Source organism: Peribacillus sp. FSL H8-0477 (genome assembly GCF_038002765.1).
In the GTDB taxonomy this organism is placed as follows: domain Bacteria; phylum Bacillota; class Bacilli; order Bacillales; family DSM-1321; genus Peribacillus.
Genome location: NZ_JBBODE010000002.1, coordinates 1,643,990 through 1,668,383, shown reverse-complemented (window position 1 = coordinate 1,668,383; position 24,394 = coordinate 1,643,990). Strand labels below are relative to the sequence as shown.

Annotated in this window: 26 protein-coding genes and 2 pseudogenes; 6 read left to right on the top strand and 22 right to left on the bottom strand. The window is 37.1% G+C overall.

Features of this window, described 5'->3' with window-relative positions; genetic code table 11:
• Positions 1–34 precede the first annotated feature (34 nt).
• Entirely contained in the window at positions 35–367 is a 333-nt protein-coding gene (locus MHI18_RS19885) for a hypothetical protein (RefSeq protein WP_340849991.1), read from the top strand.
• 43 nt (positions 368–410) lie between these two features.
• On the opposite strand, the gene MHI18_RS19880 is transcribed toward MHI18_RS19885, so the two are convergent.
• Positions 411–833, bottom strand: a complete 423-nt coding sequence (locus MHI18_RS19880; protein WP_445670023.1) for an NUDIX hydrolase — start codon at positions 831–833, stop codon at positions 411–413.
• A 135-nt stretch (positions 834–968) separates the two neighbouring features.
• Here MHI18_RS19880 and MHI18_RS19875 point away from each other — a divergent pair, with 135 nt between their 5' ends.
• Positions 969–1,103, top strand: a complete 135-nt coding sequence (locus MHI18_RS19875; RefSeq protein WP_340849987.1) for a small acid-soluble spore protein P — start codon at positions 969–971, stop codon at positions 1,101–1,103.
• A gap of 122 nt (positions 1,104–1,225) precedes the next feature.
• Positions 1,226–1,597 carry a hypothetical protein gene (locus tag MHI18_RS19870; protein WP_340849986.1) on the top strand — a complete coding sequence of 124 codons (372 nt, stop codon included), beginning with the start codon at positions 1,226–1,228 and terminating at the stop codon, positions 1,595–1,597.
• Positions 1,598–1,601: 4 nt separating this feature from the next.
• Here MHI18_RS19870 and MHI18_RS19865 read toward each other — a convergent pair whose 3' ends face one another.
• The 11 genes and pseudogenes from MHI18_RS19865 to MHI18_RS19815 all read right to left on the bottom strand — a co-directional run bounded on the left by MHI18_RS19865 (position 1,602) and on the right by MHI18_RS19815 (position 12,290).
• Positions 1,602–2,390 (bottom strand): type II pantothenate kinase, encoded by a 789-nt coding sequence (locus MHI18_RS19865; protein ID WP_340849984.1) that lies wholly within the window; start codon positions 2,388–2,390, stop codon positions 1,602–1,604.
• A 20-nt stretch (positions 2,391–2,410) separates the two neighbouring features.
• Positions 2,411–5,542, bottom strand: a complete 3,132-nt coding sequence (locus tag MHI18_RS19860; RefSeq protein ID WP_340849982.1) for an SMC family ATPase — start codon at positions 5,540–5,542, stop codon at positions 2,411–2,413.
• The gene (locus MHI18_RS19855; protein ID WP_340849980.1) at positions 5,539–6,684 is read right to left on the bottom strand and encodes an exonuclease SbcCD subunit D; all 1,146 of its coding nucleotides are present in this window, start codon (positions 6,682–6,684) and stop codon (positions 5,539–5,541) included. Before MHI18_RS19855 ends, MHI18_RS19860 begins: the two co-directional genes overlap by 4 nt.
• Positions 6,685–6,839: 155 nt before the next feature.
• A complete protein-coding gene (locus MHI18_RS19850) occupies positions 6,840–7,268 on the bottom strand; it encodes a DUF2621 domain-containing protein (RefSeq protein WP_040375172.1) in 429 nt (142 codons plus the stop codon).
• 104 nt (positions 7,269–7,372) lie between these two features.
• A complete protein-coding gene (locus MHI18_RS19845; protein ID WP_340849978.1) occupies positions 7,373–7,561 on the bottom strand; it encodes a hypothetical protein in 189 nt (62 codons plus the stop codon).
• 109 nt (positions 7,562–7,670) lie between these two features.
• On the bottom strand, positions 7,671–8,195 hold the full coding sequence (locus MHI18_RS19840; protein WP_340849973.1) for a GNAT family N-acetyltransferase: 525 nt from the start codon (positions 8,193–8,195) through the stop codon (positions 7,671–7,673).
• Positions 8,196–8,221: 26 nt separating this feature from the next.
• A pseudogene (locus tag MHI18_RS19835) lies at positions 8,222–8,670 on the bottom strand (GrpB family protein).
• 201 nt (positions 8,671–8,871) lie between these two features.
• The gene (locus tag MHI18_RS19830; protein WP_340849971.1) at positions 8,872–10,200 is read right to left on the bottom strand and encodes an erythromycin esterase family protein; all 1,329 of its coding nucleotides are present in this window, start codon (positions 10,198–10,200) and stop codon (positions 8,872–8,874) included.
• A gap of 225 nt (positions 10,201–10,425) precedes the next feature.
• Positions 10,426–10,908 (bottom strand): CcdC family protein, encoded by a 483-nt coding sequence (locus tag MHI18_RS19825; protein ID WP_445670022.1) that lies wholly within the window; start codon positions 10,906–10,908, stop codon positions 10,426–10,428.
• 118 nt (positions 10,909–11,026) lie between these two features.
• The gene (locus MHI18_RS19820) at positions 11,027–11,386 is read right to left on the bottom strand and encodes a response regulator (RefSeq protein WP_340849968.1); all 360 of its coding nucleotides are present in this window, start codon (positions 11,384–11,386) and stop codon (positions 11,027–11,029) included.
• Positions 11,387–11,582: 196 nt separating this feature from the next.
• Complete coding sequence (locus tag MHI18_RS19815) at positions 11,583–12,290, bottom strand: cytochrome c biogenesis CcdA family protein (RefSeq protein ID WP_340849965.1); 708 nt, start codon at positions 12,288–12,290, stop codon at positions 11,583–11,585.
• 255 nt (positions 12,291–12,545) lie between these two features.
• On the opposite strand from MHI18_RS19815, the gene MHI18_RS19810 reads away from it, so the two are divergent.
• Positions 12,546–12,701, top strand: a complete 156-nt coding sequence (locus tag MHI18_RS19810; RefSeq protein WP_081704894.1) for an aspartyl-phosphate phosphatase Spo0E family protein — start codon at positions 12,546–12,548, stop codon at positions 12,699–12,701.
• A gap of 123 nt (positions 12,702–12,824) precedes the next feature.
• Here the strand turns inward: MHI18_RS19810 and MHI18_RS19805 are convergent, their stop codons facing one another.
• From MHI18_RS19805 to MHI18_RS19775, 7 genes are all read right to left on the bottom strand, one after another.
• A complete protein-coding gene (locus tag MHI18_RS19805; RefSeq protein ID WP_340849961.1) occupies positions 12,825–13,244 on the bottom strand; it encodes a MaoC/PaaZ C-terminal domain-containing protein in 420 nt (139 codons plus the stop codon).
• 15 nt (positions 13,245–13,259) lie between these two features.
• The gene (locus tag MHI18_RS19800) at positions 13,260–13,709 is read right to left on the bottom strand and encodes an FAS1-like dehydratase domain-containing protein (RefSeq protein WP_340849959.1); all 450 of its coding nucleotides are present in this window, start codon (positions 13,707–13,709) and stop codon (positions 13,260–13,262) included.
• A 29-nt stretch (positions 13,710–13,738) separates the two neighbouring features.
• Positions 13,739–14,500, bottom strand: coding sequence for an SDR family NAD(P)-dependent oxidoreductase (locus tag MHI18_RS19795; protein ID WP_340849956.1), 762 nt, complete (start codon positions 14,498–14,500; stop codon positions 13,739–13,741).
• Between the two features lie 91 nt (positions 14,501–14,591).
• The gene (locus MHI18_RS19790; protein ID WP_340849954.1) at positions 14,592–16,130 is read right to left on the bottom strand and encodes a class I adenylate-forming enzyme family protein; all 1,539 of its coding nucleotides are present in this window, start codon (positions 16,128–16,130) and stop codon (positions 14,592–14,594) included.
• A 34-nt stretch (positions 16,131–16,164) separates the two neighbouring features.
• Positions 16,165–17,334: an acyl-CoA dehydrogenase family protein gene (locus MHI18_RS19785; RefSeq protein ID WP_340849951.1), complete on the bottom strand. Its 1,170-nt coding sequence runs from the start codon at positions 17,332–17,334 to the stop codon at positions 16,165–16,167.
• Positions 17,335–17,349: 15 nt separating this feature from the next.
• Positions 17,350–18,351: an MBL fold metallo-hydrolase gene (locus MHI18_RS19780; protein ID WP_340849949.1), complete on the bottom strand. Its 1,002-nt coding sequence runs from the start codon at positions 18,349–18,351 to the stop codon at positions 17,350–17,352.
• A complete protein-coding gene (locus MHI18_RS19775; RefSeq protein WP_340849946.1) occupies positions 18,332–19,810 on the bottom strand; it encodes an alpha-N-arabinofuranosidase in 1,479 nt (492 codons plus the stop codon). Before MHI18_RS19775 ends, MHI18_RS19780 begins: the two co-directional genes overlap by 20 nt.
• Before the next feature lie 336 nt (positions 19,811–20,146).
• Between MHI18_RS19775 and MHI18_RS19770 the strand changes: the two genes are divergently transcribed.
• Both MHI18_RS19770 and MHI18_RS22165 read left to right on the top strand, forming a co-directional pair.
• The gene (locus MHI18_RS19770; protein WP_340849944.1) at positions 20,147–20,728 is read left to right on the top strand and encodes an LppM family (lipo)protein; all 582 of its coding nucleotides are present in this window, start codon (positions 20,147–20,149) and stop codon (positions 20,726–20,728) included.
• 15 nt (positions 20,729–20,743) lie between these two features.
• A complete protein-coding gene (locus tag MHI18_RS22165) occupies positions 20,744–20,821 on the top strand; it encodes an LPXTG cell wall anchor domain-containing protein (RefSeq protein WP_445670048.1) in 78 nt (25 codons plus the stop codon).
• 376 nt (positions 20,822–21,197) lie between these two features.
• On the opposite strand, the gene MHI18_RS19765 is transcribed toward MHI18_RS22165, so the two are convergent.
• The 3 genes and pseudogenes from MHI18_RS19765 to MHI18_RS19755 all read right to left on the bottom strand — a co-directional run.
• A complete protein-coding gene (locus MHI18_RS19765; RefSeq protein ID WP_340849942.1) occupies positions 21,198–21,860 on the bottom strand; it encodes a potassium channel family protein in 663 nt (220 codons plus the stop codon).
• 24 nt (positions 21,861–21,884) lie between these two features.
• Positions 21,885–23,222: a TrkH family potassium uptake protein gene (locus MHI18_RS19760; protein ID WP_340849940.1), complete on the bottom strand. Its 1,338-nt coding sequence runs from the start codon at positions 23,220–23,222 to the stop codon at positions 21,885–21,887.
• 700 nt (positions 23,223–23,922) lie between these two features.
• Positions 23,923–24,221, bottom strand: a pseudogene (locus tag MHI18_RS19755) (manganese catalase family protein); the annotation flags it as partial.
• Positions 24,222–24,394 lie beyond the last annotated feature (173 nt).

Sequence of the window (24,394 nt, the reverse complement as noted above, 5' to 3'; positions counted from 1 at the left end):
ATTTAATTGACAAAATTACTTGGAGGCAAAATAAATGTCTGTATTTGTTTATCAAACATTTGAAATTAAACAAGATAAATTTAAGGAATGCATTGAAAATCTGCAAGAAATTAAAAAGTATCGAATTGAAAATTATAGTCATAAAGTAGACATTTTAACACCCATTACGGGGGCAGATCATGTTTTCGCACTATTTTCAACATACGAAGGTCTCGCTGAAATGGAATTGCAGAACAAAAAAATGTTTGAAGATGAAGATTATAAAGAGCTAATTGGTGAGTTTTTCTTAGAAAACATTAAGCAAGGCAGCATGAATACTCAGTTTTACCGGACTATGAGTGAAAAGAAAGAAAAGAAGAAAGAATAACTATGTAGAGGAACTCCCGTAATAGGGAGTTCCTCTACATAATTTAAAACTCGACATAAAAGGGATGTTTCCTTTCGTCCAAACAAGATTCAATTCTTTCTCTGAAATTTGTATACGTGACCATTTCTAAAGCTTGATCAATCGGATAGAACCCTACCACTAAGCTTTCCGGGGAAGTCGCTAATTCGCCCCCTGTTGGTTTAGCTAAGAACAAGGTATTACAAATGGATTGGTTTACGTTTTGAAAAACTCCACAAAATTTCAGTACTTCAATATCAATTCCCGTTTCTTCTTTCGTTTCTCTAATTGCAGCAGCCATTAATGACTCACCTTCTTCAACTTGTCCACCAGGCATTTCCCACCCTCGACGCGGTCCCTTTATTAAAAGTAGTTCCCCTCGTTTATTAAGTACAATAGTCGCTGCTGAGACGATATGTTTAGGCGGTGTGAAAATACGTTTTTCCAAAAGAGACTCCCCCATTTCTAATTCATCTTAACAGGTTTAGCAAATAGTTGTAAAATTAAGATAATTTATAACAGTTTAACAGTGGGAATAAAATGAAGGCAAATAGTCCATCTTACTAATAAGGAGGGATGCAATATGGAAAAGAACAATGAAAAAGATAGTAGGAAAAATGCTCCTAAAGAGGGACAGCCTGCACCCTTAAGCGGTTCTCATAAAGTAAAAAATAAAAATCATTCCCGTCAGAAGCACAATAGCCATCATGATATGTGATTAAAAAGCAGCAATTTTTTCTTTATTTCAAGAGAAAAAATTGCTGCTTTTTTCCTTTTACCTTATCCCTTTTGCTGCCCAGAACATAAGATAGAAAAAGGCAAAAGTAAGGAGTAATTTACATGACTACGGATAAGGAAGACCCACTACTATTTGAAAAATGGTTGAGGAATTTTTTCGTCGATCCGAATACGAGTTTTATCGATTTTCAAACATTTCGTCTAGATGTTTTTGAGTACCCGACTCATTATCTTTTAGAAGCGTTATTCGAAAAAAAACACGTAATAAACATTACCATTTCTATAGATATGAACACCTTAACAATCCTTGCAGCGGGTTCTGATGGCTCACTAGAACGTAGTTTTACTTTTCCATTTTCTATAGAAGATCGAACTATTACACCTGAACTTTCCACTGATGCATTGCTAATTTGTGTTAGTAAAAATACCATAGAAAAAGGAACCCCAAGTATATGGAAACTTGAGGTTCCTTAATTCTTCAATAGATAAGGGCACCCATGGCACCACAGTATTCTCCATTTGTAAGAAAATGAGCCTTGCATCCAAATGCCTCAGTTGCTGCTTTGAGGCTTTTTTCCATGTATGGATGTGCCGCCATTCCACCGGTGTAAACAATATCTACTTCACCTGCTGCCTTAGCTGATTGAACACCAAGAAGCATGGTCGTTTCAGCAATTAATCCGAATAAAGAAGCTGTGACATCCTCTTTTTTAACATCAGCGGTTGTCGCTTTTCCAAAATTACTTGCCGTAAAATCACCTGAAATTGGCGGTTCACTTGCATAAATATCACGTACCTGCAAATCTAATTTAGCGCGCTCTCCACTTTCAGCCAGAGCTGCAAGATCAGAAAATGGCCGTTCTCCAACTAGCATCGTTGATAACCCCATTAGCATCCCTCCGCCAATCCCGCTCCCATAAAGATGTTCTGCTGAATTATCTTTGATTGAAAAAAATGAAGTGCCCGTCCCGATATTTACTAAAATATAGTTTTTTACGTTTAACTTTTGCGCCGCTGTCATATACATAGCTCCATCCGTAATCGCCGTAAACTCAGCAATTTCTCTGCTATTATCAGAAACCGACAGGAAATGATGCCCTTTCCCGCCCGTTACATTCCAACGAGCATCTGGAGCTGCCATTTGGAGCCATTGCAGAAGAGAATCCTTCTGTTGATAGGAGTACTTCTTAAAATGGTACATACCGTTTTCATTGTAAGCAAGTTTTATCAGTGTAGTCCCTGCATCAATTCCAACTTTCTTGTCCATCTAATCCCCTCCAGATTGTATTAACTGATAAATTGAAACTCAGTTCGACTTCCTAGTTGAGTAGCGATTACCTCAAGACGCGCTTCGATTCTTTCCTTTAGTTCCGGTACATGTGAAATAATTCCCACAAGTCGACCGCTGTTCTGAATATCCATTAGTGCTTCTAATGCCTGGTCAAGTGACTCAGGGTCAAGCGTTCCAAATCCTTCATCAACAAACATCGTTTCCAACGATATCCCGCCTGCATGCTGCTGTACAACATCTGCAAGACCAAGCGCCAGTGCAAGAGACGCCTTGAAGCTTTCACCACCTGAAAGTGTTTTAACATGACGTTCTTGTCCTGTGTACTGATCGTAAACAGTTAGTTCCAATCCACTTTGAATATTTCTACGGGTTGGATCGATTTTACGCATGAGTTGGAAGCGTCCACTCGTCATTTTATTTAAACGTATATTCGCTTCATTAAGAATTTCATCTAAGAAAGAAGCGAGAACAAAGCGTTCGAAAGTAATACGGAATGGATTCTGCCCCTTGGACACTTCATGTAGATGTCCAATAACCCGGTATCGATCTTCTATTTCCTTTTGTTCCAAGATCATCCTATCGAGTTTTTCATGAATCTGCTCATTTTTCTGTTTGGCAGATGTCAGTTTAGCAAATAACTGTCGAAGCTCTTCTAAGACCTGGTCGGCATTCGTAAATTGTTGTTGCAAGGCTTCAATATCTGGTTTTACTGCACCTTTCAATTTCAATTCTAAATCATGAAAAACGTTGGTAACTGTCTGATAACGCTGTTCATATTCTTGTAAATCACTTTCTAATGTCTTTACTTCCGCTTCCGTTTTTTTTGCAGCTACATAGCTTCCGTAAGACTCAAACCCTAGTGCTGTCATTTCTACTTTAAATCTGCTTCGTTCCTCGTTTAACTCGATGGTTACTTTTTTCAGTTGTTCCTCGCTGGAAGTGATATTTGCTTTAATCGTGGTTTCTTGTTCCTTTCCTTGCATTAAGGAAGTTCTCGCCGCTTCTAGTGCCTCTTCAAGTTGTTTTTGTTCTGTAACAGCTTGTTTTAAAGCCTGGTTAAAGGCTTCTGGTTCCCTAATTTCTTCTGGTATGGAAGCCACTGTAGCCGCGAGTTTAGCATTAGCCTCAAGAAGTTGAGTTCTTGCCTTTTCTTCTTTTGTTTTCACGGTTTCAATCTCAAACTTTATTGTTCGTTTCTCTGTTTTTATCCTTGAAAGTTTTTCAGAAATACTTGAAATCGTTTGTTTTTGCTTCAGGAGAACCCGTAACTGCTCCTCATTTTCGTGTTTTTTCTGCTGACAGTTGTTTTTATATTCTGCCAACCGATTTAGTTCAAAATCATCGACTAAAGCCCTCACAGCAGCAAATCGCTCTTGATACGTTTCCTGAAGAGATTGATAACGGGATTCTGCTTTATAAAATGCGGTTTCTGCACTTGTTTTTTGTTGTTCAGCTTTATTTACTTCTGCTTTTTGTTGTTTCAGTTCATCTTCATCAGGTTGTTCAGCCGAGTGAACTGCTTTTGCAGGGTGCTCAGAGGATCCGCATACTGGACACATTTCACCATGCGTAAGAGCAGCCGCTAAAATACCTGCTTGACTGTCTCTCCATTTACTTTCAAGTAGTTCTAAGGCTGTTTTTTGCTGAAGGGCACGTTCCACCGCCTGTTTGACTACTTCTTTTTTTCCAGAAAATTCATCATGTGCTTGTTTAACAAATTGGTCGGATTCCTCAAGCTTTACTAGTTTGGTCAAGAGGTCTTCATTTTTGTCAGCTTGTCGCTCTAATTCTGCAAATAACACGATCGCCTGCTCAGCCTCTGTTTTTAATAGGGCAATTTTTTCTTCATCTATTTCCATTTGAGACAGCTGTTTTTCCAGTCTCACTTGTTCAGTCTGAGCCTGTTTCCAAACACCATTCAAATCAACAGCGATCTGTTTTTGTTCCGAAACCGTATCCACCATTTGCTTAAGCTGCTGCAAATGATGCACTTTCGCCGATAGTTGTTCTCGATCAGATGTCTTGTCCATCTCAGCATCATATCGTTTTTGCAAGAGAATGGTGTTTTCAAACAGCTTCTTTGCTGTTTCATTTTGCTGATCCAGCTGAGATTGAAGATCTTTTGCTTGTCTGCCCATTCGTAAATAAAACTGTTCTTGCTTTTCAAGAGCTCCTGCTCTTTGCGCCATTTTAATGACAGCCGCTTTGGTTTCCATTTCTGGTTTACGTTTGACCAGCTCGTCCTTTTCTAAACGGAGCTTTTCAAGCTCTTCAAACCGTTTAAGTAGTTCTTGAGCCTGATAAATTTCTCCCTGAATTTTGTCACGAGCTGTCTGTTCCTTCTTAATTTTTTCTGTATAAACGACAAGGCTTTCATTGGCTTTGTTAATTTCTTCGATAAGAAGCGGCAATATCCTTTGTTCATTCGGTTCCTCAGCCAGAATTTCCTCAGTCAGAATCGAATCTTCTAGAGACTGAATTTCTTTAATAAGATGAATTCTCGTCTGCCTGCTACGCTCACTCAGCTTTCGCAGCTCCGCTGCATCTTCTTTTAATTTCTCTTCAATTCGTTTGTATAACTCCGTATGAAATAGTTTCTGCAAAATTAATTCCTTGTCCTTACTATCCGAAGTCAACAGTTTTCGGAACTCACCTTGTGGAATCATTATGATTTGTCTAAACTGATTGGCATCAATTCCCATAATATGTTTGATTTGTTCATCTACATCGCGAATATTTGCACCAAGCAGGACTTTCCCGCTATCAGTCAGCTTATATAATTCAGCTTTGGCTCCGACCACAGTATGGCCTTCTCCTGACTTTTTCTTACGCTCCTGTTGAGGTGCTCTTACGATAAAATATGTTTTTCCACGAAGCTCAAACTCAAGCGATATCTCTGTCCCAAGGTCATCCTCGGCGAACTGGCTTCGTAATTCCTGACCACTTCTGTCTTCACCGCTCGCTTTTCCGTATATGGCAAAGCTGATTCCGTCAAAAATCGTTGTTTTACCTGCACCTGTTTTACCAGAAATCACAAACATTGTCCGGTTTTCCAGTTGTTTAAAATCGATGACTTCCCTGCCTGCATATGGCCCGAAAGCCTGCATTGTCAGTACAAGAGGTTTCACTTCACTTCCTCCTCTTTCTTAACTTTTTCAATGACAGATGTCATTACCGCTCGTTTGGAACCATCAAAATCACGTTCTGTCATTTCCGCATAAAAGGTTTCAAATAAATCAAGTTCTGACTTTTTTTCATCTCTAATTGAAGAAAAAGATTGTTTCCGCCGATTATCAGATAAATCCCATTTCCTTTCTAAATGAAGGATATTAGGATAAATTTGTCTGAGTCGATTCATTGGATCTAAAACCGCTCCATCATCTAACAACGTCACCTTTAAATAGTCTTCCACTTGTTGTGCTTGATAAAAATGAGGATCAAGAAGCTCGTCCATATATCCTTCAAGTTCACGCAAGTCATACAGAGGTTTAAGCGGGTGGTAGCGTAAGTCGAAACTACCGTCACTATTCATTTCAACAATGGAAAATGATTTGTTTTGCTTGGCCTCGGAAAAAGAATATTTAAGTAAAGAACCTGAATAATGAACCTTAGGATGTTTCAACGCATCAGGACTATGCAAGTGACCTAAAGCGGTATAATCAAAGGCATCAAACAAGTTTGCCTGAACACAGCCAGAGCCTCCAACTGACAGCACTCGTTCAGAATCGGACGTTTGCCCACCAAGTACGAATGCATGTCCAACAAAAACATTTGGTTCATTTGGATTTAAATTTTGCTCAATTCGGCTTGTAATCTCACGCATAGCATCTTGATGAGAGTGAATCCTGTCGTCTCCCAACACTTGACGGACGATACCAGGTTCTGCATAAGGCACACAATAAAAATTGACGCCGCCTACATTAACTGGCGCTAAGTCTTCCGATAGTTTCCCTTCAATATAAAGCTGACTATGACGATACCAGGAAGATCCAAACGATAAGCGTTCTGCACTATCATGATTTCCCGAAATCGCGACAATCGGTGTTTTCATTTTGACATTTATGGTTACAAGAATTTCATCCAATAAATCGACCGCTTCTGTAGGCGGAACGGATCGATCATACAAATCACCGGCAATGACAAGTGCATCCGGCTTCTCTTCCTCTATCACATCTATCAGCTGCCATAACACGTGACGTTGGTCTTCTGTCATATGCACCCCGTGAACAATCTTCCCTAGATGCCAATCTGCTGTGTGTATAAATTTCATCTATTTCACTCCGTTCGTTAGCTATGTTAGTATTATAGCAAAAATAAGAGGATTTTCCGTACATTCGTTCCTAACAAACTTTTGGAAGTTCCTCTACTATTCAATAACAAAAAAAGACAGGTTCCCCTAGAGGGCCTGTCTTTTTTCCGTTCCATTTAACCAAAAAGATGTTCATATGGATTCATATTCACTTGACGTTCGAGTAGTTTTTTTCGCAAAAATTTATGATCACGCTTCGGAGTCGCAATAATATATCCACGAATCACCAAATCCTCAGTGATGGCCGAAGCCCTTTCCCTGACAGCAAGTTCCCCAATCTTACCCGCAATCTTTTGTTTAGCCACATCCCTGAATAGTTCTGGAACAGGTGAAACCAAATCAGAAAGTAATTCCTTTTGTTCAGCTGTCCACAGATGAATTGTTTGATTCACATAATATTCTTCCCAATCCATATCAGATTTTCCGTCTTCCTTAGGAAATCTTTTAAGAAATTTACGAAACATGAAAAATCCGCCAATAAACATCGAAGTTATGAGAATAACAACCCAGAATAAAATAAACCATAAAAACCAGCCCTCAAGCACGCTTTTCACCCCAGATTTCGTTAGTAAGTAATTCCATTATAGTCATCTTCCCTTGGCATTACAAGCTGTCAACTACACCAAAGCCTCTGTTAAATAACGTAAAATTATAATATAAAACTCAAAATCGCCATTAATAGAATAGTAATTAAAAAGAAACCAACGATTAAGTAACCAATATATCTTAATGGTCTTGGTAACTTCTCCAAGTCTGTATTGCCAAGATTTGAAACATTTCCTTCAATCTTATTCATATGATCTATTGCATCATTAAAAGGCTTTTTATCCTCGTCCATCCTCAACCCGCTCCTTTTTAGTACATATTAGTCTGTGTTCTGCTACCTCGTAGTTGAAGATGGCAGTAACCAAACTTTCATGCATGAATTAAAAAGAAGGACATTATCTTCAATTAAGCTTTTTAATGTTACGAAATTCATCTTCCAAAATACTCATTTCCCATAAACTCCAATACTCATCATCAATTTTACTAGAATCTCTATGTAACCCCTCTTTGATAAACCCTGCTTTTTCATAACAAGCAATCGCTCGACTATTAAAATCAAATACGCCAAGACTAACTCGATGTAAATGAAGTTCGTCAAATGCAATTTTAAGGATTTCACTTAACATTTGTTGACCAATTCCCTTACCTCTACCCTTCATATCACCGACTAAGACCTTTCCTACTCTAGCAGATTTGTTTTTTCTATCGATTCTGCCTAAAGAAATATGTCCAATAGCAACTCCCGTGTCACTTTCAACTACTTTAAAGACTAGAGTATCCGGATTTTCGATATATTTTTCTACCTGTTTTTCCGTTAAAGGGAATTCAAAGGCCGAACCTCCCCATTGCAGGAGAAATCCAGGTGAATCAACCCAGTCAATAAGCTGCTGGAAATCAGCTTTCTCAAATATTTTAAGTTCAACCATATGCCAGCCTCCTCAAATACCGATGTTTATATTCTGTACAAGTCCTTCCTAGCACTTTCGATAATCGTTTTAATAAACGGTTCTTTTTTCTTTGTATAGGTTGGTCTATCAAACTTATATTTATCTGCCAGTTCTTTTTTTAACGATGAATATTCTTTAGCCACATGGGGGTGTAACCTAAGATAATCCCGAAACAATAGTTTTCAATCCATTCACTGCTGTTAAATTGACAGATATGCAGATGACTTGTACCCTGTCCCCATATTCCCTTCCTAAAAAACCTTCGATCTTTAAACTCCGGTTTATGAATATATTCATATTCAATTTCACAGAGTAGAAAAACAAAGTTGGATACTTCATCTAAATCTTGTACGCCTACCATAATATCAATTATCGGTTTCGCTTCTAGTCCCCTTATAGAAGTGCTTCCAATATGTTCAATCGCAACAACTTTATCACCTAAAACGTCAACAATTCTATTGCGTTCATATTCAAATTGTTTTTCCCAATCAGGGTTATACTCACTAAGATCAACAATTGGTTTATTCATATTGTTTCCCCACCTATAAAATATAACTGTTTAATGGAATTCTATAAAGTTGACCAAAAACCTTCTTCAATAAAAACAAAACTAATCCAAAAGATCAAAAAATGATAGGAAAGGTTCTGCTTTCTCCTACCTAATATAAGTTGAGGGTTTTACATGTTTTATAAAAAATAGACCATCATAGTGGTTGGATACAACCATTTTTTCAGGATATAGTCCCTGTGTTAACGCGTATACAGGCTCGAACATCCATTTATTGAATTTGTTTTTGGTTTGTCCATTTAAATTTATAAAAGTCTGTTCATAGTTTGACTGAATTAGAATCTGTTCTAGAGAATCAGCTTGATAGTCTTTGCCGTCATTTACTTTTTTTATATTACTTTCATAATACGAAAATTCCCCATCATACATATAAAAACCAAGTATATAGCTTTGTTTCTTAAAATCATCAGGTAGGTACTCGAACATTGTTTTATGAAGGAATGGACGAAACTCAGTCTCGCCTTCATCTCTATAGGTGATATCTGTATTATGATTCCGTATATGTGCATTATGAGCCCAAAAAATTATTTTTTTATCAGGGTAAATCTTCTCGCTTAACCATTTAATATTTTCTGCCATAAGTGAATCTCTCACTCCATTAATTTCATCTATCGTATAATTGGTTTTACTCACTCGTATCATCAGTTCCATTCGATTCTGAAGCGTTTGTAAAATAAAGAGATTTAGCTTGGGCTGATTGGGAAATTCAACCTTCAAGCCCGTTTCATGCTGCGTTAGGAAAGAGATTATTTCATTATATCCATCTTTAAACTTTGTCACTTCTTTATCTGAGAGCTTCCCTCCATCAAGAAAAGAAAGATACTTTGTTAACCATTCTTTCTCTAATTTTGAAAATGAATTGCCCGTTGAAGGACTTCTTTTAGTTATCCAATCTGTCGTAAAGTTTGTAAAAGTACGACCAAACGGTTGAATATCAAACCCAGTATTGACTAATGCTTTTTCTTTTCTACGGTTTTCGAGAATATAATCAAATAAGGGTAAATTTTGAGTGGCATTCCAAACGCCTGGTATCGTCCACTGCATATATGTCTTAGAACTAATATGGCTGGTATCAAGTTCAGCAAATGTTACCGCAGGATCTGCAAGATTACTTTCAAATGCTACAACTTCATAATCCTGATTTTCATGTAAATACTTAATCAACCTTCCTTTAGCTGTATTATATTCAGCCACTCCGTGAGAATTTTCACCAAGAAAAACATACTTTTTTCCTTTTAAAATCGAATCCAAAAATTTTAAATCATCATCATTACTAGTTGTATCTATGTTATGGGTATTGTTTACCCACCATTCGGCCTTTTCTATTTTTAATGAATATTGATAGACATACCACCCCAGTAAAACTAAGCATATTATTGTACTGAATGTTAAAAACGTTTTAATGCTCCTTCTCATATGTACCTCCTAAGTGGTAAAACTCACGAGCATTTCTTGTCTAATATGCTCGTTTTTTACTTTCATATATTAACTATTCACGTAGAAAAGGAAAACTCCTTTTTTTAGAGCTACCTGCCAGATATCGAAGAAAGAACATCTGGTGACTAATTTAGAGAGGAATTATTTTTTTCTTTAACATAAAAAAAAGCTATTATCATGGTTCGATAATAGCTTTTTGGTTCACTAGGCTTTCCCTATAGGTGAATTTGTGAGAAATTCTCGTTGTACTTTCTTGAACTGGTATACCATCGCCAGCCGCCATGGAACAATCATCGAAAAGGCTAACAAGAAAAACATGCCGCCCAATGGGCCTACATCTATTGTTGCACTAAGGAAAAATTTAGCTGCTGTTCTAATCACTAAAAGCGTGATTAATATTAATGCAAATGCTTTTGATCTCTTAAGATATATTTGGTCATCGCGTACTTCAAAATTAGACGTTTTTATTAATAAGATGGAAAAGAGCATCCCTACAAAAACAGCTTCTATAATTTCATATCCGGTCAGCCGGAACATTGGAATGAAAAACATTAGGGCCCCTGTACTCATGAAAAAAGGTGGTAAGATAATCTTCTTTATGGATGTAGGCCGATTAGCTGCCTTCATTCTCACAAACATTACCGATATTCCCATGATCAAAGCTAGGGCAGTTGAAATCCATATCACGTGCAATCATCCTTTTATCTTAATAAGATATATTCTTTTCTTATTATATACTACCCTTTGTATTTAGCAAAAAAAATCATAAAAAAAATAAAAAAACCGTTTAGACTCGTCTAAACGGTTAATCTAGGACTCGGCTAACGGCTTCAATTACCCTGTTTTCATCAAAAGGTTTAACAATAAAATCCTTTGCTCCTGCTTCAATCGCCTCTACTACCATTTTCTGTTGTCCCATTGCAGAGCACATAATAACAAGCGCATCAGAAAATTCGGTGGTTATTTGTTTCACCGCTTCGAGTCCACTCATTACTGGCATGGTAATATCCATTGTGACAATATCAGGCTTTAATTCACGAAACAAGCGAATGCCTTGCTCCCCATTTTCTCCTTCACCAATTACTTCATGTCCGGCTTTTATCAGTATATTAGAAAGGGTCATTCTCATAAACTTTGCATCATCAACGATTAGTATCCTAGACATATTTGAATCCTCCCCTTCTTTTAATAACAAACTAAAACGACATGAGTAGACTTAATAAACAGTTCAACAGGATAATTATGTAAAATATGTAATTTAAGAGATAATAAGACGTTACTTACCTTTAAATATATCGGACTAAAGAACTAATTTCAATCCATTTATGCATAAAAGTTTAATTTAATTTCACACCTAGTCATTAAAATCCTTGGAAACCACCCATTACGTTAACAAATACAGAAGTAATTTTAGTCATCCAATCAAAGAATAAAATAATTCCCATTACAATCATAAGGTAACCGCCGACTTGCATAATGTAATGATTATACTTCTTAATCCATTTCATCCTTCCGATAAAAAAGGAAAGAACGAAAAACGGAATGGCAAATCCGAGAATATAAGCTAGCATATAGACCATTGAGGAACCAGGATTGCTTGCTGCCAATCCAATTACCGCCATCAAAATAGGACCCATACAAGGTGTCCAACCTGCTGCAAACGCAAGACCAATCAATACCGATCCAAAATAACCAGAAGGTCGATTTTTAAAATCAACGCGGCGCTCTTTCATTAAAAATTCAAAATTTAATGCCCCGATTATCACTAAACCAAAGAAAACAATTAAAATAGCACCAATTTGACGGATTAAATCTTGATATTTAGAGAAGAATTCACCAAAAATCGTTGATGTGGCACCTAATGCGACGAAAACTAATGAAAAACCAATTAGAAAAAATAAAGTATGCAGCAAACTGCGTTTTTGAAGCATAGCATTCTCAGACTTAAGCTGACCAACACTCATTCCGGTTATGTATGAAAGAAAGGCTGGATAAAGCGGCAGACAGCAAGGAGAAATAAAGCTTAAAAATCCCGCTCCAAATGCTAAAAATACGTTTACATCATTCAAGATAGTCAACTCCTATTTATTATCTATCATCATTCTAACAAAGCAAAGAAAAAAAAGATATTTAACGTTTTGTGAACAATCTCAATCTGGCATTCTTATTATTTATATGTCGTGTTAAAATAATAAGATGTAGTTTAAATCATTTGAATATATTTCCAAATGGTATTATACTTGTACTAGCCTCATTAACAATAAGTATTCACTGCCCCTGCGGCTTACATTCTGCAGGAACAGTTCCAGAAAGGATAAGCAGCTGTGACAAAAAACGAACTACTTGAGCATATCGAAAATAAACGAACTGAACTGCAAAATATTGTTTTAAAAAACGGTTTAGATTCCCATATAACTATCCTGTATAGTCAAGAATTGGATCAGCTGCTTAATCAGTATGACCATTCTTTTTTACGATAAACAATCTTTAACTCTCTGGAAATAAAAAATAATAGAGAGGCACTTGTCCTCTACGTGTAAAAACCCACGAACTAGTTAGTTCGTGGGTTTTTATCGTTTCTCTTACTTGACTATATCTACTTTTTAAAAATAATGAACGAGGCATACTCCAGACGTAACCTTCTCACCATGTTGGTTGCGGACAAGCACCTCAAATTCTGTTTGTTGACTATCATTCGATACTGAACTTACTTTACCACTGCACGTAAGTGTATCTCCAGGCTTAGCCATTCGGCTGAAGCGAACTGAAATTTTTTTAATATCACCATGTTCAGCAATAATTTCTCTTACATACTTCCCGATAAAGCCCATACTTAACATTCCATGAGCAATCACCCCTTCAAGCCCTGCCTTTTCAGCGAAGCTATCCACAGTATGCAACGGATTAAAGTCACCAGATGCCCCTGCATATTTAACAAGCTGTACTCTTGTAATAGGTGGATTTACTAGTTCAGGAAGCTCCTGCCCTTCTTTTAAACGCGAAAATAAAACCTGTTGTGCCATACCATTCCCTCCCCCTTATAAACTTTGGCGGTAAACAATTGTTGATTTGCAGGTAACGACTGGTTGCTTGTCAATATCTTTTGCTCTTGTTTCGACAACGATAAAAGTCATGGCCCCTGAATTCCCTTTCCGATCAAATACATTGGTAATCTCACTTTGAACCCAATACTGTGCACCGGGTCTAATCGGACGGTGAAATTCATATTCCTGTTCACCATGAAGAACTCGTCTCATCTCAAATCCTTCTATGCCATCAAGGGGACTTTCCTTTCCCATCGTCAATGTAGTTGCAAACGTCGGAGGGGCAATTAGTCCATTAAAAGCGGTTTCACCAGCGAAATCTTCATTTACGTATAAAGGAGAATCATCACCAACTGCTTCCACAAACCGCCGGATATGTCCTTTCTCAACCTCATATTGGTATATCTCAGTTTTTTTGCCTATCAAGCTATGATCAATGGCCATTTATCATTCTCCTTTCATCAAACAATTGCTTATATGGTCGGTCTCCCTGCTACGTACAATGTCTGTCCAGTCACATATGATGCTTCTTCTGAACATAAAAATGCCGCTGCATTTGCAATATCCTCCGGTTCTCCAGCCCGCTTAATAGCCAGTTGTGACAGTGACCCTTGTATCATTTGTTCCAAGGTAATGCCCATTCTCTCAGCTGTAGCCTTCGTCATTTCTGTTTTAATAAAACCAGGCGCAATAGCATTTACATTAATGCCAAATGGTCCGAGTTCCAAAGACATCGTCCGAGTTAATCCTTGCAGCCCTGCTTTAGCAGCAGAATAGTTCGCCTGACCGCGATTGCCGAGTGCAGAAGTTGATGATAAATTAACAATTTTTCCGTACTTTTGGGCCACCATATGTTTTTGAGCTTCACGCGAGCATAAGAAGCTTCCCTTTAAATGAACATCCATAACGGTGTCCCAATCGGATTCTTCCATTTTGAACAGCATATTATCACGGATAACCCCAGCATTATTCACGAGAATATCGAGCTTACCGAACTCTTCCACAACTTTGTTAAATGCTGTCTCCACTTCTTCGGCGTTTGCAATATTTACTTTCAAAGCAATCGCCTTTCCGCCTTCATCCTTGATTTCCTGTGCCAGCATACTTGCACCATCATAATCAACATCCAAAACGGCAACTGCTGCACCTTCGCGGGCAAACTTTTTAGTAATAGCTGCTCCGATCCCTCTAGCTCCTCCAGTTACGATAGCTGACTTTCCTGTAAAACGATTCATGGTTTCTCTCTCCTTCATCATGGATGTTATTTATTCATCCTACCTAATTCGATTACAATGTTTCTGAATCCTGCCGAATACTTGTAATCGATTACAATTTATTTGGAACACTCGACTGCTGTTCACTAACCGATGAGCGCAGGTGATTTTTTAAAATTTTTCCGACCCCATTCCGAGGAAGTGCATCAAGAAATACAATTTTCGTTGGTGTTTTATTTTTAGCAAGGTGTTCTTGACAGTATGCTATTAATTCTTGTTCAGTTAATTCACTTTCTGAATTCTTTACCACGCATGCTACTACCTGCTCACCCATTTTTTCATCAGGTAAGCCAATAATCGCTGCTTCTGAAACCCCTTTATGATGATTTAATATTTCTTCCAAGTCCCGTGGATAAATATTAAATCCGCCTCTAATTATTAAATCCTTTTGACGATCAACAATGAATAGATAACCATCTTCATCCAATTTCCCAAGATCTCCTGTATGAAGCCAGCCATCTTTAATGGCCTTTTCCGATTCCTCCGTGTTGTTGTAATATCCCGGTGTAACATTATCTCCGCGGACCACTACTTCACCTACTTGACCAACCGGAAGTTCTACCCCATTTGCAGCGATGATTTTCACCTCTACTCCAGGAATTGGGATACCAACAGATCCAGGTTTGTATTCCATTCCCTTGCGCTGTGCAGTAACAATCGCTGAGGCTTCTGATAAACCGTACCCTTCATGAATATCTGCTTTGAATTTCTGTTGAAAGGCTTGAATAACACTGATTGGCAGCGGTGCCGAACCCGAACCAATGTATTGAAAACTAGATAGATTATAATTCTCTGAATCTGGTGATCCAAGCAGCGCATGAATCATAGCTGGTACAGCCGAAAATGATCGCACTTGGTATTTTTCAATTGCTTCAAAAATCCCTTTAGGATCGAATTTAGGAAAAATCACGATCGAGCTTCCGGCAATAAAGGCAATATTAGAAAGTGTTAAGCCATATGCATGAGCAAGCGGCAATATTCCAAGTGTTGTCCCTCGCTCAGATTCACTATGTTTAAATGAACTAAGTGCATTTGAATACAAATTCTTATGAGTCTGGCGTACACCTTTTGGCTGACCAGTCGTTCCTGACGTATAAAGAATAACGGCCGTTTCTTCTTCATTTGGCTCATATTCCATTATGTCAGTCTGAATAGACTCATTCATTAATTGAGATAAGTTCACGGTTTTATCATTTTCTGCTTCGTCGATCGAAATAAGAATAGGACTTTCCTTTAATCCCATCATTCCTTCTTCAATCTTATTCCGAACAAGTGAGGAAGTAATTACAGCCTTCGCTCCACAGTTAGCAGCAATAAAATGAATTTCCCGGGGGTGAAGAGTGAACATAACCGGAACAATTATAGCACCTGCCCGCGTAATTCCTTGATAACAAAAAAGCACTTCAGGGCAATTAGGCATACAAACAATAACACGGTCGCCTGCAGTTATGCCTAAAGAATTGAGCCCTGCTGCAATCTTCATAGCATGTTGTTTTACCTCAATATTTGTATAGTGTTTGTCCAGGTCATAAAGCAACGGATAATCCCCATAAGTTCTGATATTTTCTTCAAGAAGTTGTGTTAGATTCATTAAAAATCTCCTCCTTAAGAATAGTTGGAACACTCTAGGCCATCAATTCCCCTACTTTGACATTTCCTTTTAATAAATTCCGGGAAATGATATGGCGCTGGATTTCATCTGTTCCTTCAAAAATCCGCCAAACACGCATTTCCCTGTACCATCGCTCAATTGGCAATTCCTTCGTATACCCCATACCTCCGTGAATTTGCAGGACACGGTCAACCACACGATTCGCCATATTTGTTCCATATAGTTTTGCGATAGAAGAATAATGACGGTTATCACGTCCCTCTTCAGCAAGCCATGCAGCATGCAGAACCAGCCAACGAGTGGCTTCAATCTCGACAGCAGAATCTGCAATCATCCACTGAATAGCCTGACGTTCTGAAATTGGCTTACCAAACGTGAAACGCTGATGTGAATAGTCGATAGCCATCTGCAGTAGTCTTTCCGCAGCACCCAGACCTCTTGCCGGAATAATCCAACGTCCTTGCCCAATCCATTTCATCCCCAGTGCAAACCCTTTACCTAGTTCTCCCAGAATATTTTCTTCTGGTACACGTACATTATCAAAAACGAGTGATGCCGGACCCCATTCACCCATAGTATGAATATATTCCGAATGCCAGCCCATTTCTCGATCAACTAAAAAGCAGGTTACCCCGCCTTGAGGACCCTTTTCACTATCTGTAATCGCAAATACCATGGCAAAGTCGGCTTCATTTCCATTTGTGATAAACACCTTTTCACCATTCAGCACCCAGTCGTTTCCATCCTTAACTGCTCGCATAGTAATATTTGCAGCATCAGAACCAGCCGTTGGTTCAGTAAGTGCAAAGCATGACTTTTTCTCGCCATTTATCACTGGAAGCAGATAGTTTTCTTTTTGTTGTTCATTGCAGTAATAAAGAATATTGTCGGCAGATCCGCCAAAACTAAATGGGACAAACGTTCTCCCCAGCTCCATCATGATTAATGCAGTCATGGTCGGTCCTAAATCAGCTCCGCCAAATTCTTCCGGCGTATTAATTCCCCAAAATCCCATATCCTTTGCTTTACTTCTTAATTCAGCGATTTTCTCTTCAGAAATTCCTGGCTTTCCATCCCTTTCGTTACGCAGCACTTCTGCTTCTAGCGGGATCAATTCTTTTTTAACAAAACTTCTTACGGTTTTCTGAATCATTTTCTGTTCATCAGTTAATGAAAAATCCACGGTTTCCCCTCCAATTTACGTACGTATTGAATAGATATCTATGGCATTTCTTTGCTGACAAATGGTTTCCCCTCTTACCTCAAGCAATTCTAAATGCCCTTGTATTTGTGATAAGCCCAAATACACCGCAGAGCCCTTTAATTTAGGATAAATTGTCTGACAAAGCTGATATACGGTTGCATCGCCCTTTTCTAGGACAGCTAAAATGCGTGCACAACGTTTATCGTGTTCAGCCAATCTCTTTTCGATTAAAGCTTTGTGATTAATAATAACTTGGCCATGACCAGGATAGACTGTTTTTAACGGCAGCTTATACATCTTCATAAGCGATTCACGATATTGAAGCAATGGTTTAGGCTTCTCTGAGGTTCCCGGATCTGGAGGTTCAATGAAAGCGTTTACAGATATATCCGGAAGTAAAAGATCTCCGGCAAGTGCCACACCTTCCTGATTATAAAATAAAAGATCCGTCTGACTGTGGCCTGGTACATAGTCTACGGTAAAATCAGAACCGCCCATCTTTATATACTCATTCTCTTTCACATACCGAATCTCCTGCCAATTCAATTCGCGATAGGACTGGGTAATACGTTCGTTAATGGTAGCCCCGCTCCGATATAGAAAATCCTGATAAAAGGATTGTTCTCTAGTAAACTCTACTTCCCCTCCTTCAATCACATGTCTTGCCTTTTCGTGGACATATACGGGAATAGATACCTCGTTTTGAATACGAGCTACACCTCCTGAATGGTCAGTATGCATATGTGTCAAAATAATGTGATCAAGATCTGACAGGCCGTATCCTTCAAGGGCAATCAAACGTTTTAATTGCTCAAAGGAAGGACCATCCAGATTGCCTGTATCGACCAGTGTAACGGTGTCCCCAACCACTAGGAACGCATTTACTGATCCTTCAGCAAAACTAGATTCTAAGGTTAATGGTATAATCTGAATGAAAATCCCTCCTCTGTTTCCGGTAAATAGTGAACCAAAACATTTATAAGATAGTAAGAACAACTACTGACATAGGTGGTAATTTGAGTTCTATGGTATTATCAATCATTTTTATACTTTTTAATTCACTAGGAACTACTACGTTAGGATCCTCAAATGTATTATGAGCATTCATTTTCGCGGCGGTTAAAATTTTTGTCTTAATGTCTTTTTTATGTATATCCATTGATGGTAATTTTAGTCCACAAACTGTTTCTTCATGTAAATCTAAATTACATAAACTTATGGTTATTTCACCTGCCTCACCTTTAGATGCAGAAATACTGATTTGAGGAATCTCATTAGTATCTTTCTCTCTCTTTTCAATGGAAAGTAGTTTTCCATCCTGATGCCCTTTAAACATATCAAATATGTGATAGGTAGGTGTCAATAGTAATTTTTCTTCTTTTGTAAGAATCATTGCTTGCAGTACATTAACTGTTTGAGCAATATTCGCCATTTGTACGCGCTCACACTGTTCTTGAAAAATATGAAAATGCAAGGCTGTTATTAAAGCATCACGTATTGTGTTCTGTTGATATAAAAAACCTGGATTAGTCCCCTCTTCTACATCAAACCAAGTTCCCCATTCATCAATAATTAAGCCTACTCGCTTCTCTGGATCATATTTATCCATGATTTCCCCGTGTTTTGAGAGTAATTCTTTCATAAAGAATGCTTTTTCCATAGTTGTTTGCCATTCATTTTCCGTGAAATTTGTTGCAGAACCTTTCTCATGCCAAGATTCTCCTGTGATCGTGTAATAATGAAGACTAAGACCATCAAACAAGTCACCTGCATTTTTCATTAAAACTTCGGTCCAGTGATAATCAGCTGTATTTGCACCGCCAGCAATCTTATAAATTTTATTTTCACCATAATTTCGGACATATGTTTGATAACGTCGGTATAAATCAGCATAATACTCAGGAGTCATATTACCTCCACATCCCCAGCTCTCATTACCAACGCCAAAGTAGGTTAGGTTCCAGGGTAAATCCCGCCCATTTTCCTTTCTCCAATCAGCCATAGGTGATTCGCCTTCAAATGTCATATATTCGACCCATTCTGACATTTCCTGTATAGTTCCACTCCCCACATTTCCACATATATAAGGCTCACAACCAAGCATTTCACATAACATCATAAATTCATGTGTACCAAAATGGTTATTTTCAACAGTACCACCCCAATGGGTATTCACCATTCTCTTTCTTTCACTACGAGGTCCAATGCCATCTTTCCAATGGTACTCATCCGCAAAGCATCCACCTGGCCAGCGAAGTACGGGAATATTGATTTCCCTTAAAGCCTCAACAACATCTAATCGAATTCCCTGTTTGTTTGGAATTGAGGAATCTTCCCCTACCCAGATACCTTCATATATACCTCTGCCTAAATGTTCAGCAAAATGACCATAAATGTTTCGATTAATTTTCCCAAGTTCCTGGTCTAAATGGATGGTAAATAACTGTTCCGACATCTTCCTTCCTCCTAATGTTAGAAATTTCAGAAAATAATAACTAGAAATACTCTCAAAAACGACTGCATATACACTATTATAGCTAAAGATAATCGTACATTCATCTATTTTACATTTTTTTCTTGTTTTAAAAAACCGGTTTTGCTAATTAACTTTATAATTACTTTTCGAAAGTTGGACTCTCTAACAGCAATAATAGGTAGCCATCTGTAAATGAAGTTTTAATTTAAATATATATGTTACCAAGAAACAACACTCAATTTTTAGCATACTAAAGTACAGGCGTCGCAAACTAAACTTACATGACGCAAATATACATACAATTGGAGAGATTCAATGAATAAATTAAAAATCGGCTTACTTTCGTTAATTATGATCTTATTAACTGGTTGTGTTAAGGTAGAAACTAATTTCAAGGTGAATTCAAACAACAGTGGGGATTTAACTTTGGTTTATGCATTAGATAAACAACTTGCTAATACAGAAACCAAAAATCAAATAGAAACAATGAAAAACGAAGCAAGAGACCAAGGTTATAAAGTATCCGGTTATAGCAGCGAAAAGTATTTTGGCGTTAAGATAAAGAAACATTACGATAACTTAAAAAATATCAAAGCTCCGAGTGGAAATACCGATCTCTTTGAAATTGATATTAAAGAAGATAAACGTTTTTTCAAAACTAAATATGATGTGAAATCAGTATTTGATTTTGAAGATATAATTGAAACAGAAGAGGATGAAATTATAACAAAAGAACTAGAAGACTCAATTCTTAGTCAATTAGATTTAACTTTTAACCTTGAATTACCGGTAAAAGCAGGAAAAAACAATGCTACAGAGATTAAAGATAATGGTAAAAATTTGTATTGGAGTTTTATTCCTGGTATAAAAAATTATGTTGAAGTTGAGTTTACCTAGACGAATTATTTAAACATCACCTTAGTATTTGCCGGAGTATTACTGATAGTCGGATTTTTATTGTTTATTAGAAAGAAACGAAAGCTCACTTAGCTTTAAGCATCAAAGCAACGAACTTTTATCTATGTAAATCTTCTATATCTTGTTCTATTGTTTCTCTTTATTCTATGAGATGAAAGTTTTAGCTTGGTATTTTTCCCTTTTGATTATTGGGTTTTAAAAATAAAATCTTTCGCTCACAATAAGCCTCTCACTCTGATCTAGATTCAATCAGAGTGAGAGGTTTCAGATTATAACGATGAAAGAGAGAGTAAAACAAAATAAATCTCTATATTATCAACATTGCTTAGGTTTTATTTCATTTACTATTTGCTCATAGTGCCCATCATTTGGTTGATTTTCTTTTGGGATGGTGTTTCCCACACCTTAAAAATAGGTTTTTGTCTATGCTAGGTCCTTATTTTATTGCTTAGTCTATACTTGAAAATTTCACTAAATCATTTTTACTTCCAATAGTAACTAGTATATCTTCTTTTTGGAGTAATTCTTCTGGAGATGGCGAGACAATAATCATATCTCCCTTTCTTATAATAGCAATTACACTAACATTAAATTTAGCACGAACATCCAATTCCCTTAGATTTTTTCCAATCATTTTAGAAGGAGTTATGACTTCTTCTAAGTTATGATCTTTGGATAATTCAATATAATCAAGCGTATTCGGCGAAAGAAGCTGATTTGCTACTCGTTCCCCCATATCCCTTTCAGGATAAATGATTAGATCTACTCCTATCGCTCCCAATACTTGTCCATGACGTTTTCCAATGGCCTTGGCAATAATTTTTTGGATTCCAAGATTTTTAAGAAGCATACATGTTAATATACTTGCTTGAATATCATCTCCAATTGCTACAATTACACAATCAAAGTTAGTAATATCTAACGATAAAAGTGCCTTCTCTTCAGTAGAATCTGAAATGACTCCATCTGTAACGTAAGCTATAGCATCTTCTACTTTTTCTTCGTCTATATCAATACCCAAAACTTCTTGCCCGGCTTCATGTAATCTTCTGGCAATACTAGTTCCAAATCTCCCTAAACCAATTACTGCATATTGTTTTTTGATAGCCATTCTATTTCCCTTCCTTACTAAAAATTAACCAATCATTATGTTTCCTTTTGTATATCGGTATGCTTCTTTTTTACGTCTTTTCGTAATTGCAAAACCTAGTGTTAGAGGTCCTAATCTACCTACAAACATTGTTAAAATAATCAGTATACGACCTAATGGAGAAAGATCAGGTGTTAACCCCATCGATAGACCGACAGTGCCAAAAGCTGAGGTCGCTTCAAATAAATACATTAGAAAAACATGGCCATTTTCCGTAAATGTTAACAAAAAAGTAACCATGACCACTATCATGATTCCACTCATAGCAACCGTTAGCGCTTTTAGGATATTTTCGATGACAATACGTCGTTTAAATAAAACCACATCTTCTTTCCCTTTTAGTTGTGAAAGGGCTGTCATCATTAAAAGAGCAAAAGTAGTAACCTTTATCCCCCCTGCAGTTGAACCAGAACCTCCACCGATGAACATTAGAAAAATGGTTAAGAACAAGGTTGCATGTGTCAAATCCGCCATAGACAATGTATTAGCACCAGCAGTTCGGGGTGTTATACTATGGAAAAAAGATCCAAGTCCTTTTCCGGTAGTAGATAAGGGACCTAATGTTTTGGGATTACCATACTCAAAAAAGAATATTAAGATGGTTGCTCCAACAATAAGGACCACTGTCGTGCTAAGTACAACTTTCGTATGGACAGAGAGAGTACGAGTTTCACGATATTCATACAGTTCATTTATAACAATAAAACCTAGTCCACCTACTATAATAAGAGAACAAACCGTTAACACTACAAATGGATCATCTACATAACCTGTTAAACTATTGAACTTGCCCATTAAGTCAAAACCTGCATTATTAAAATTTGAGATCGCATGGAAGAATCCAAAATAGATGGCTTGACCGATAGGCATATCAAATGAAAAACGAATGGCCAATATGATACCGCCAATACTCTCTATTAATACGGTGAAAATGATTATCCGTTTAACTAATTTCACTAGCCCGGCAGTAGAATTTGTATTAAAAGCCTCTTTTAGTAACAACCTTTCTTTTAATGAAATTTTTTTCCCTAATAGAACAAATAAAAAAGTAGCAAATGTCATAAATCCTAACCCGCCTATTTGGATTAGGGCGAGAATGACAATTTCTCCAAACAAGGAAAATGTATCTGCAGTATCAACCACAACTAGGCCTGTAACACATGTAGCAGATGTAGCCGTAAATAATGCATCTAAAAACGTTAGGTTATTACCATCTTCTGTTGCTATAGGCAGGGTTAATAAAAAAGTACCTATAAAAATAAGAATAGCAAATCCCAATACAAGAACTTTTGCTGGATTAAGACGTTCTTTTAATCTCTTCATTTTTTCTCCTAAGTATTTAGTGATTAGTAAAATTACATATTTAATAAATAATATGAATTTCAAATGAAAATCAATTCGAACTAAAAAAATAAGTAACTTTTCGGACAATTAATAAGGACCATTTAAATAGCGAAAAAACTTGTTTAAAGGCGCTCTTCTATAGGTCATCCTTCGACACTAGCCTACGGATAGGATTACGAAAGAATATATCTCATCCCTTCTTAAATATAGAATTACCCCCCCAACAATGGGACCTCCGTTCTCAATTGTTGAGAATTGGCTATTATTTTATTTATCTTTAATTAATGGGAGTATTGTACTCCTCTAAAAAAAAATTGTAAACAAGAAAAGATATCTTTGCCTATGTAACTAAACTTTATTTAGTCAAATATAAAATTATGATAAACCACCTAGGCTATCATAATACCATCCACTTAAGCTTGGCTTCGCACCTCCTTTTTTAGCGGAATGACAGTTTTTTTTATTTATATAATATGTTTACAGTTTTCGTATTAATCGTTAATTAATTAAAAAAATCTCTACTTCAAACGAGTAAGAGCTTTTCTAATTCTATAATAAAACCCTACCTAAAATTTTTTTAGATCTGAATGGACTTCTCCAATAGATTTGTTAGGTTAAAGCCTTTTTTGACTATCATTAAGACATACTCGGCGGATATTCCCAGGATTAGCTTAGCAAGAGGTGAATTATCAACAACTATGCCACCTTCAGCAGCCTCTAGTTCTTTGAGCTGCAATCCATTGATTTTGTTGCATGGTATTACGGGCAATCAGCCAGGATAACATGTCTTTAACTCCCCGATCGTTTAACCTCGTATAACCTAACAGCTTGGAGGCGACCTTGACACTCAGCATTAAGGTTGGCTCTGAAATCTTCTAAATAATTGCCACTTGCGATTATATAGTCAGCTGTCCACCTATTTCTAACGCTATCTGCAGGCATGGCTCCTAAACCTGAAACAATCGCATGTTGAGGATTCTGAATGAAATGATTCGTGTAAGAATCATTTATCGATATTTATTTACAAACTAAAATATTCGCAATTTATTTAACATAAATCCATTTTTTAATCTTATATTTCAAATTAAAGAAGTGATTAAGGTGACAACCAAATATAAAAACATTATTTCTACAAAAGAAGAATCTGAAGG

What these genes read in the sequence shown, in the direction of transcription:
- MHI18_RS19885 (WP_340849991.1), top strand. Translation starts at nt 35, where the DNA reads ATGTCTGTATTTGTTTATCAAACATTTGAAATTAAACAAGATAAATTT.
- MHI18_RS19875 (WP_340849987.1), top strand. Translation starts at nt 969, where the DNA reads ATGGAAAAGAACAATGAAAAAGATAGTAGGAAAAATGCTCCTAAAGAG.
- MHI18_RS19870 (WP_340849986.1), top strand. Translation starts at nt 1,226, where the DNA reads ATGACTACGGATAAGGAAGACCCACTACTATTTGAAAAATGGTTGAGG.
- MHI18_RS19865 (WP_340849984.1), bottom strand. Translation starts at nt 2,390, where the DNA reads ATGGACAAGAAAGTTGGAATTGATGCAGGGACTACACTGATAAAACTT.
- MHI18_RS19855 (WP_340849980.1), bottom strand. Translation starts at nt 6,684, where the DNA reads ATGAAATTTATACACACAGCAGATTGGCATCTAGGGAAGATTGTTCAC.
- MHI18_RS19845 (WP_340849978.1), bottom strand. Translation starts at nt 7,561, where the DNA reads ATGGACGAGGATAAAAAGCCTTTTAATGATGCAATAGATCATATGAAT.
- MHI18_RS19840 (WP_340849973.1), bottom strand. Translation starts at nt 8,195, where the DNA reads ATGGTTGAACTTAAAATATTTGAGAAAGCTGATTTCCAGCAGCTTATT.
- MHI18_RS19830 (WP_340849971.1), bottom strand. Translation starts at nt 10,200, where the DNA reads ATGAGAAGGAGCATTAAAACGTTTTTAACATTCAGTACAATAATATGC.
- MHI18_RS19820 (WP_340849968.1), bottom strand. Translation starts at nt 11,386, where the DNA reads ATGTCTAGGATACTAATCGTTGATGATGCAAAGTTTATGAGAATGACC.
- MHI18_RS19805 (WP_340849961.1), bottom strand. Translation starts at nt 13,244, where the DNA reads ATGGCACAACAGGTTTTATTTTCGCGTTTAAAAGAAGGGCAGGAGCTT.
- MHI18_RS19800 (WP_340849959.1), bottom strand. Translation starts at nt 13,709, where the DNA reads ATGGCCATTGATCATAGCTTGATAGGCAAAAAAACTGAGATATACCAA.
- MHI18_RS19795 (WP_340849956.1), bottom strand. Translation starts at nt 14,500, where the DNA reads ATGAATCGTTTTACAGGAAAGTCAGCTATCGTAACTGGAGGAGCTAGA.
- MHI18_RS19790 (WP_340849954.1), bottom strand. Translation starts at nt 16,130, where the DNA reads ATGAATCTAACACAACTTCTTGAAGAAAATATCAGAACTTATGGGGAT.
- MHI18_RS19775 (WP_340849946.1), bottom strand. Translation starts at nt 19,810, where the DNA reads ATGTCGGAACAGTTATTTACCATCCATTTAGACCAGGAACTTGGGAAA.
- MHI18_RS19770 (WP_340849944.1), top strand. Translation starts at nt 20,147, where the DNA reads ATGAATAAATTAAAAATCGGCTTACTTTCGTTAATTATGATCTTATTA.
- MHI18_RS19765 (WP_340849942.1), bottom strand. Translation starts at nt 21,860, where the DNA reads ATGGCTATCAAAAAACAATATGCAGTAATTGGTTTAGGGAGATTTGGA.
- MHI18_RS19760 (WP_340849940.1), bottom strand. Translation starts at nt 23,222, where the DNA reads ATGAAGAGATTAAAAGAACGTCTTAATCCAGCAAAAGTTCTTGTATTG.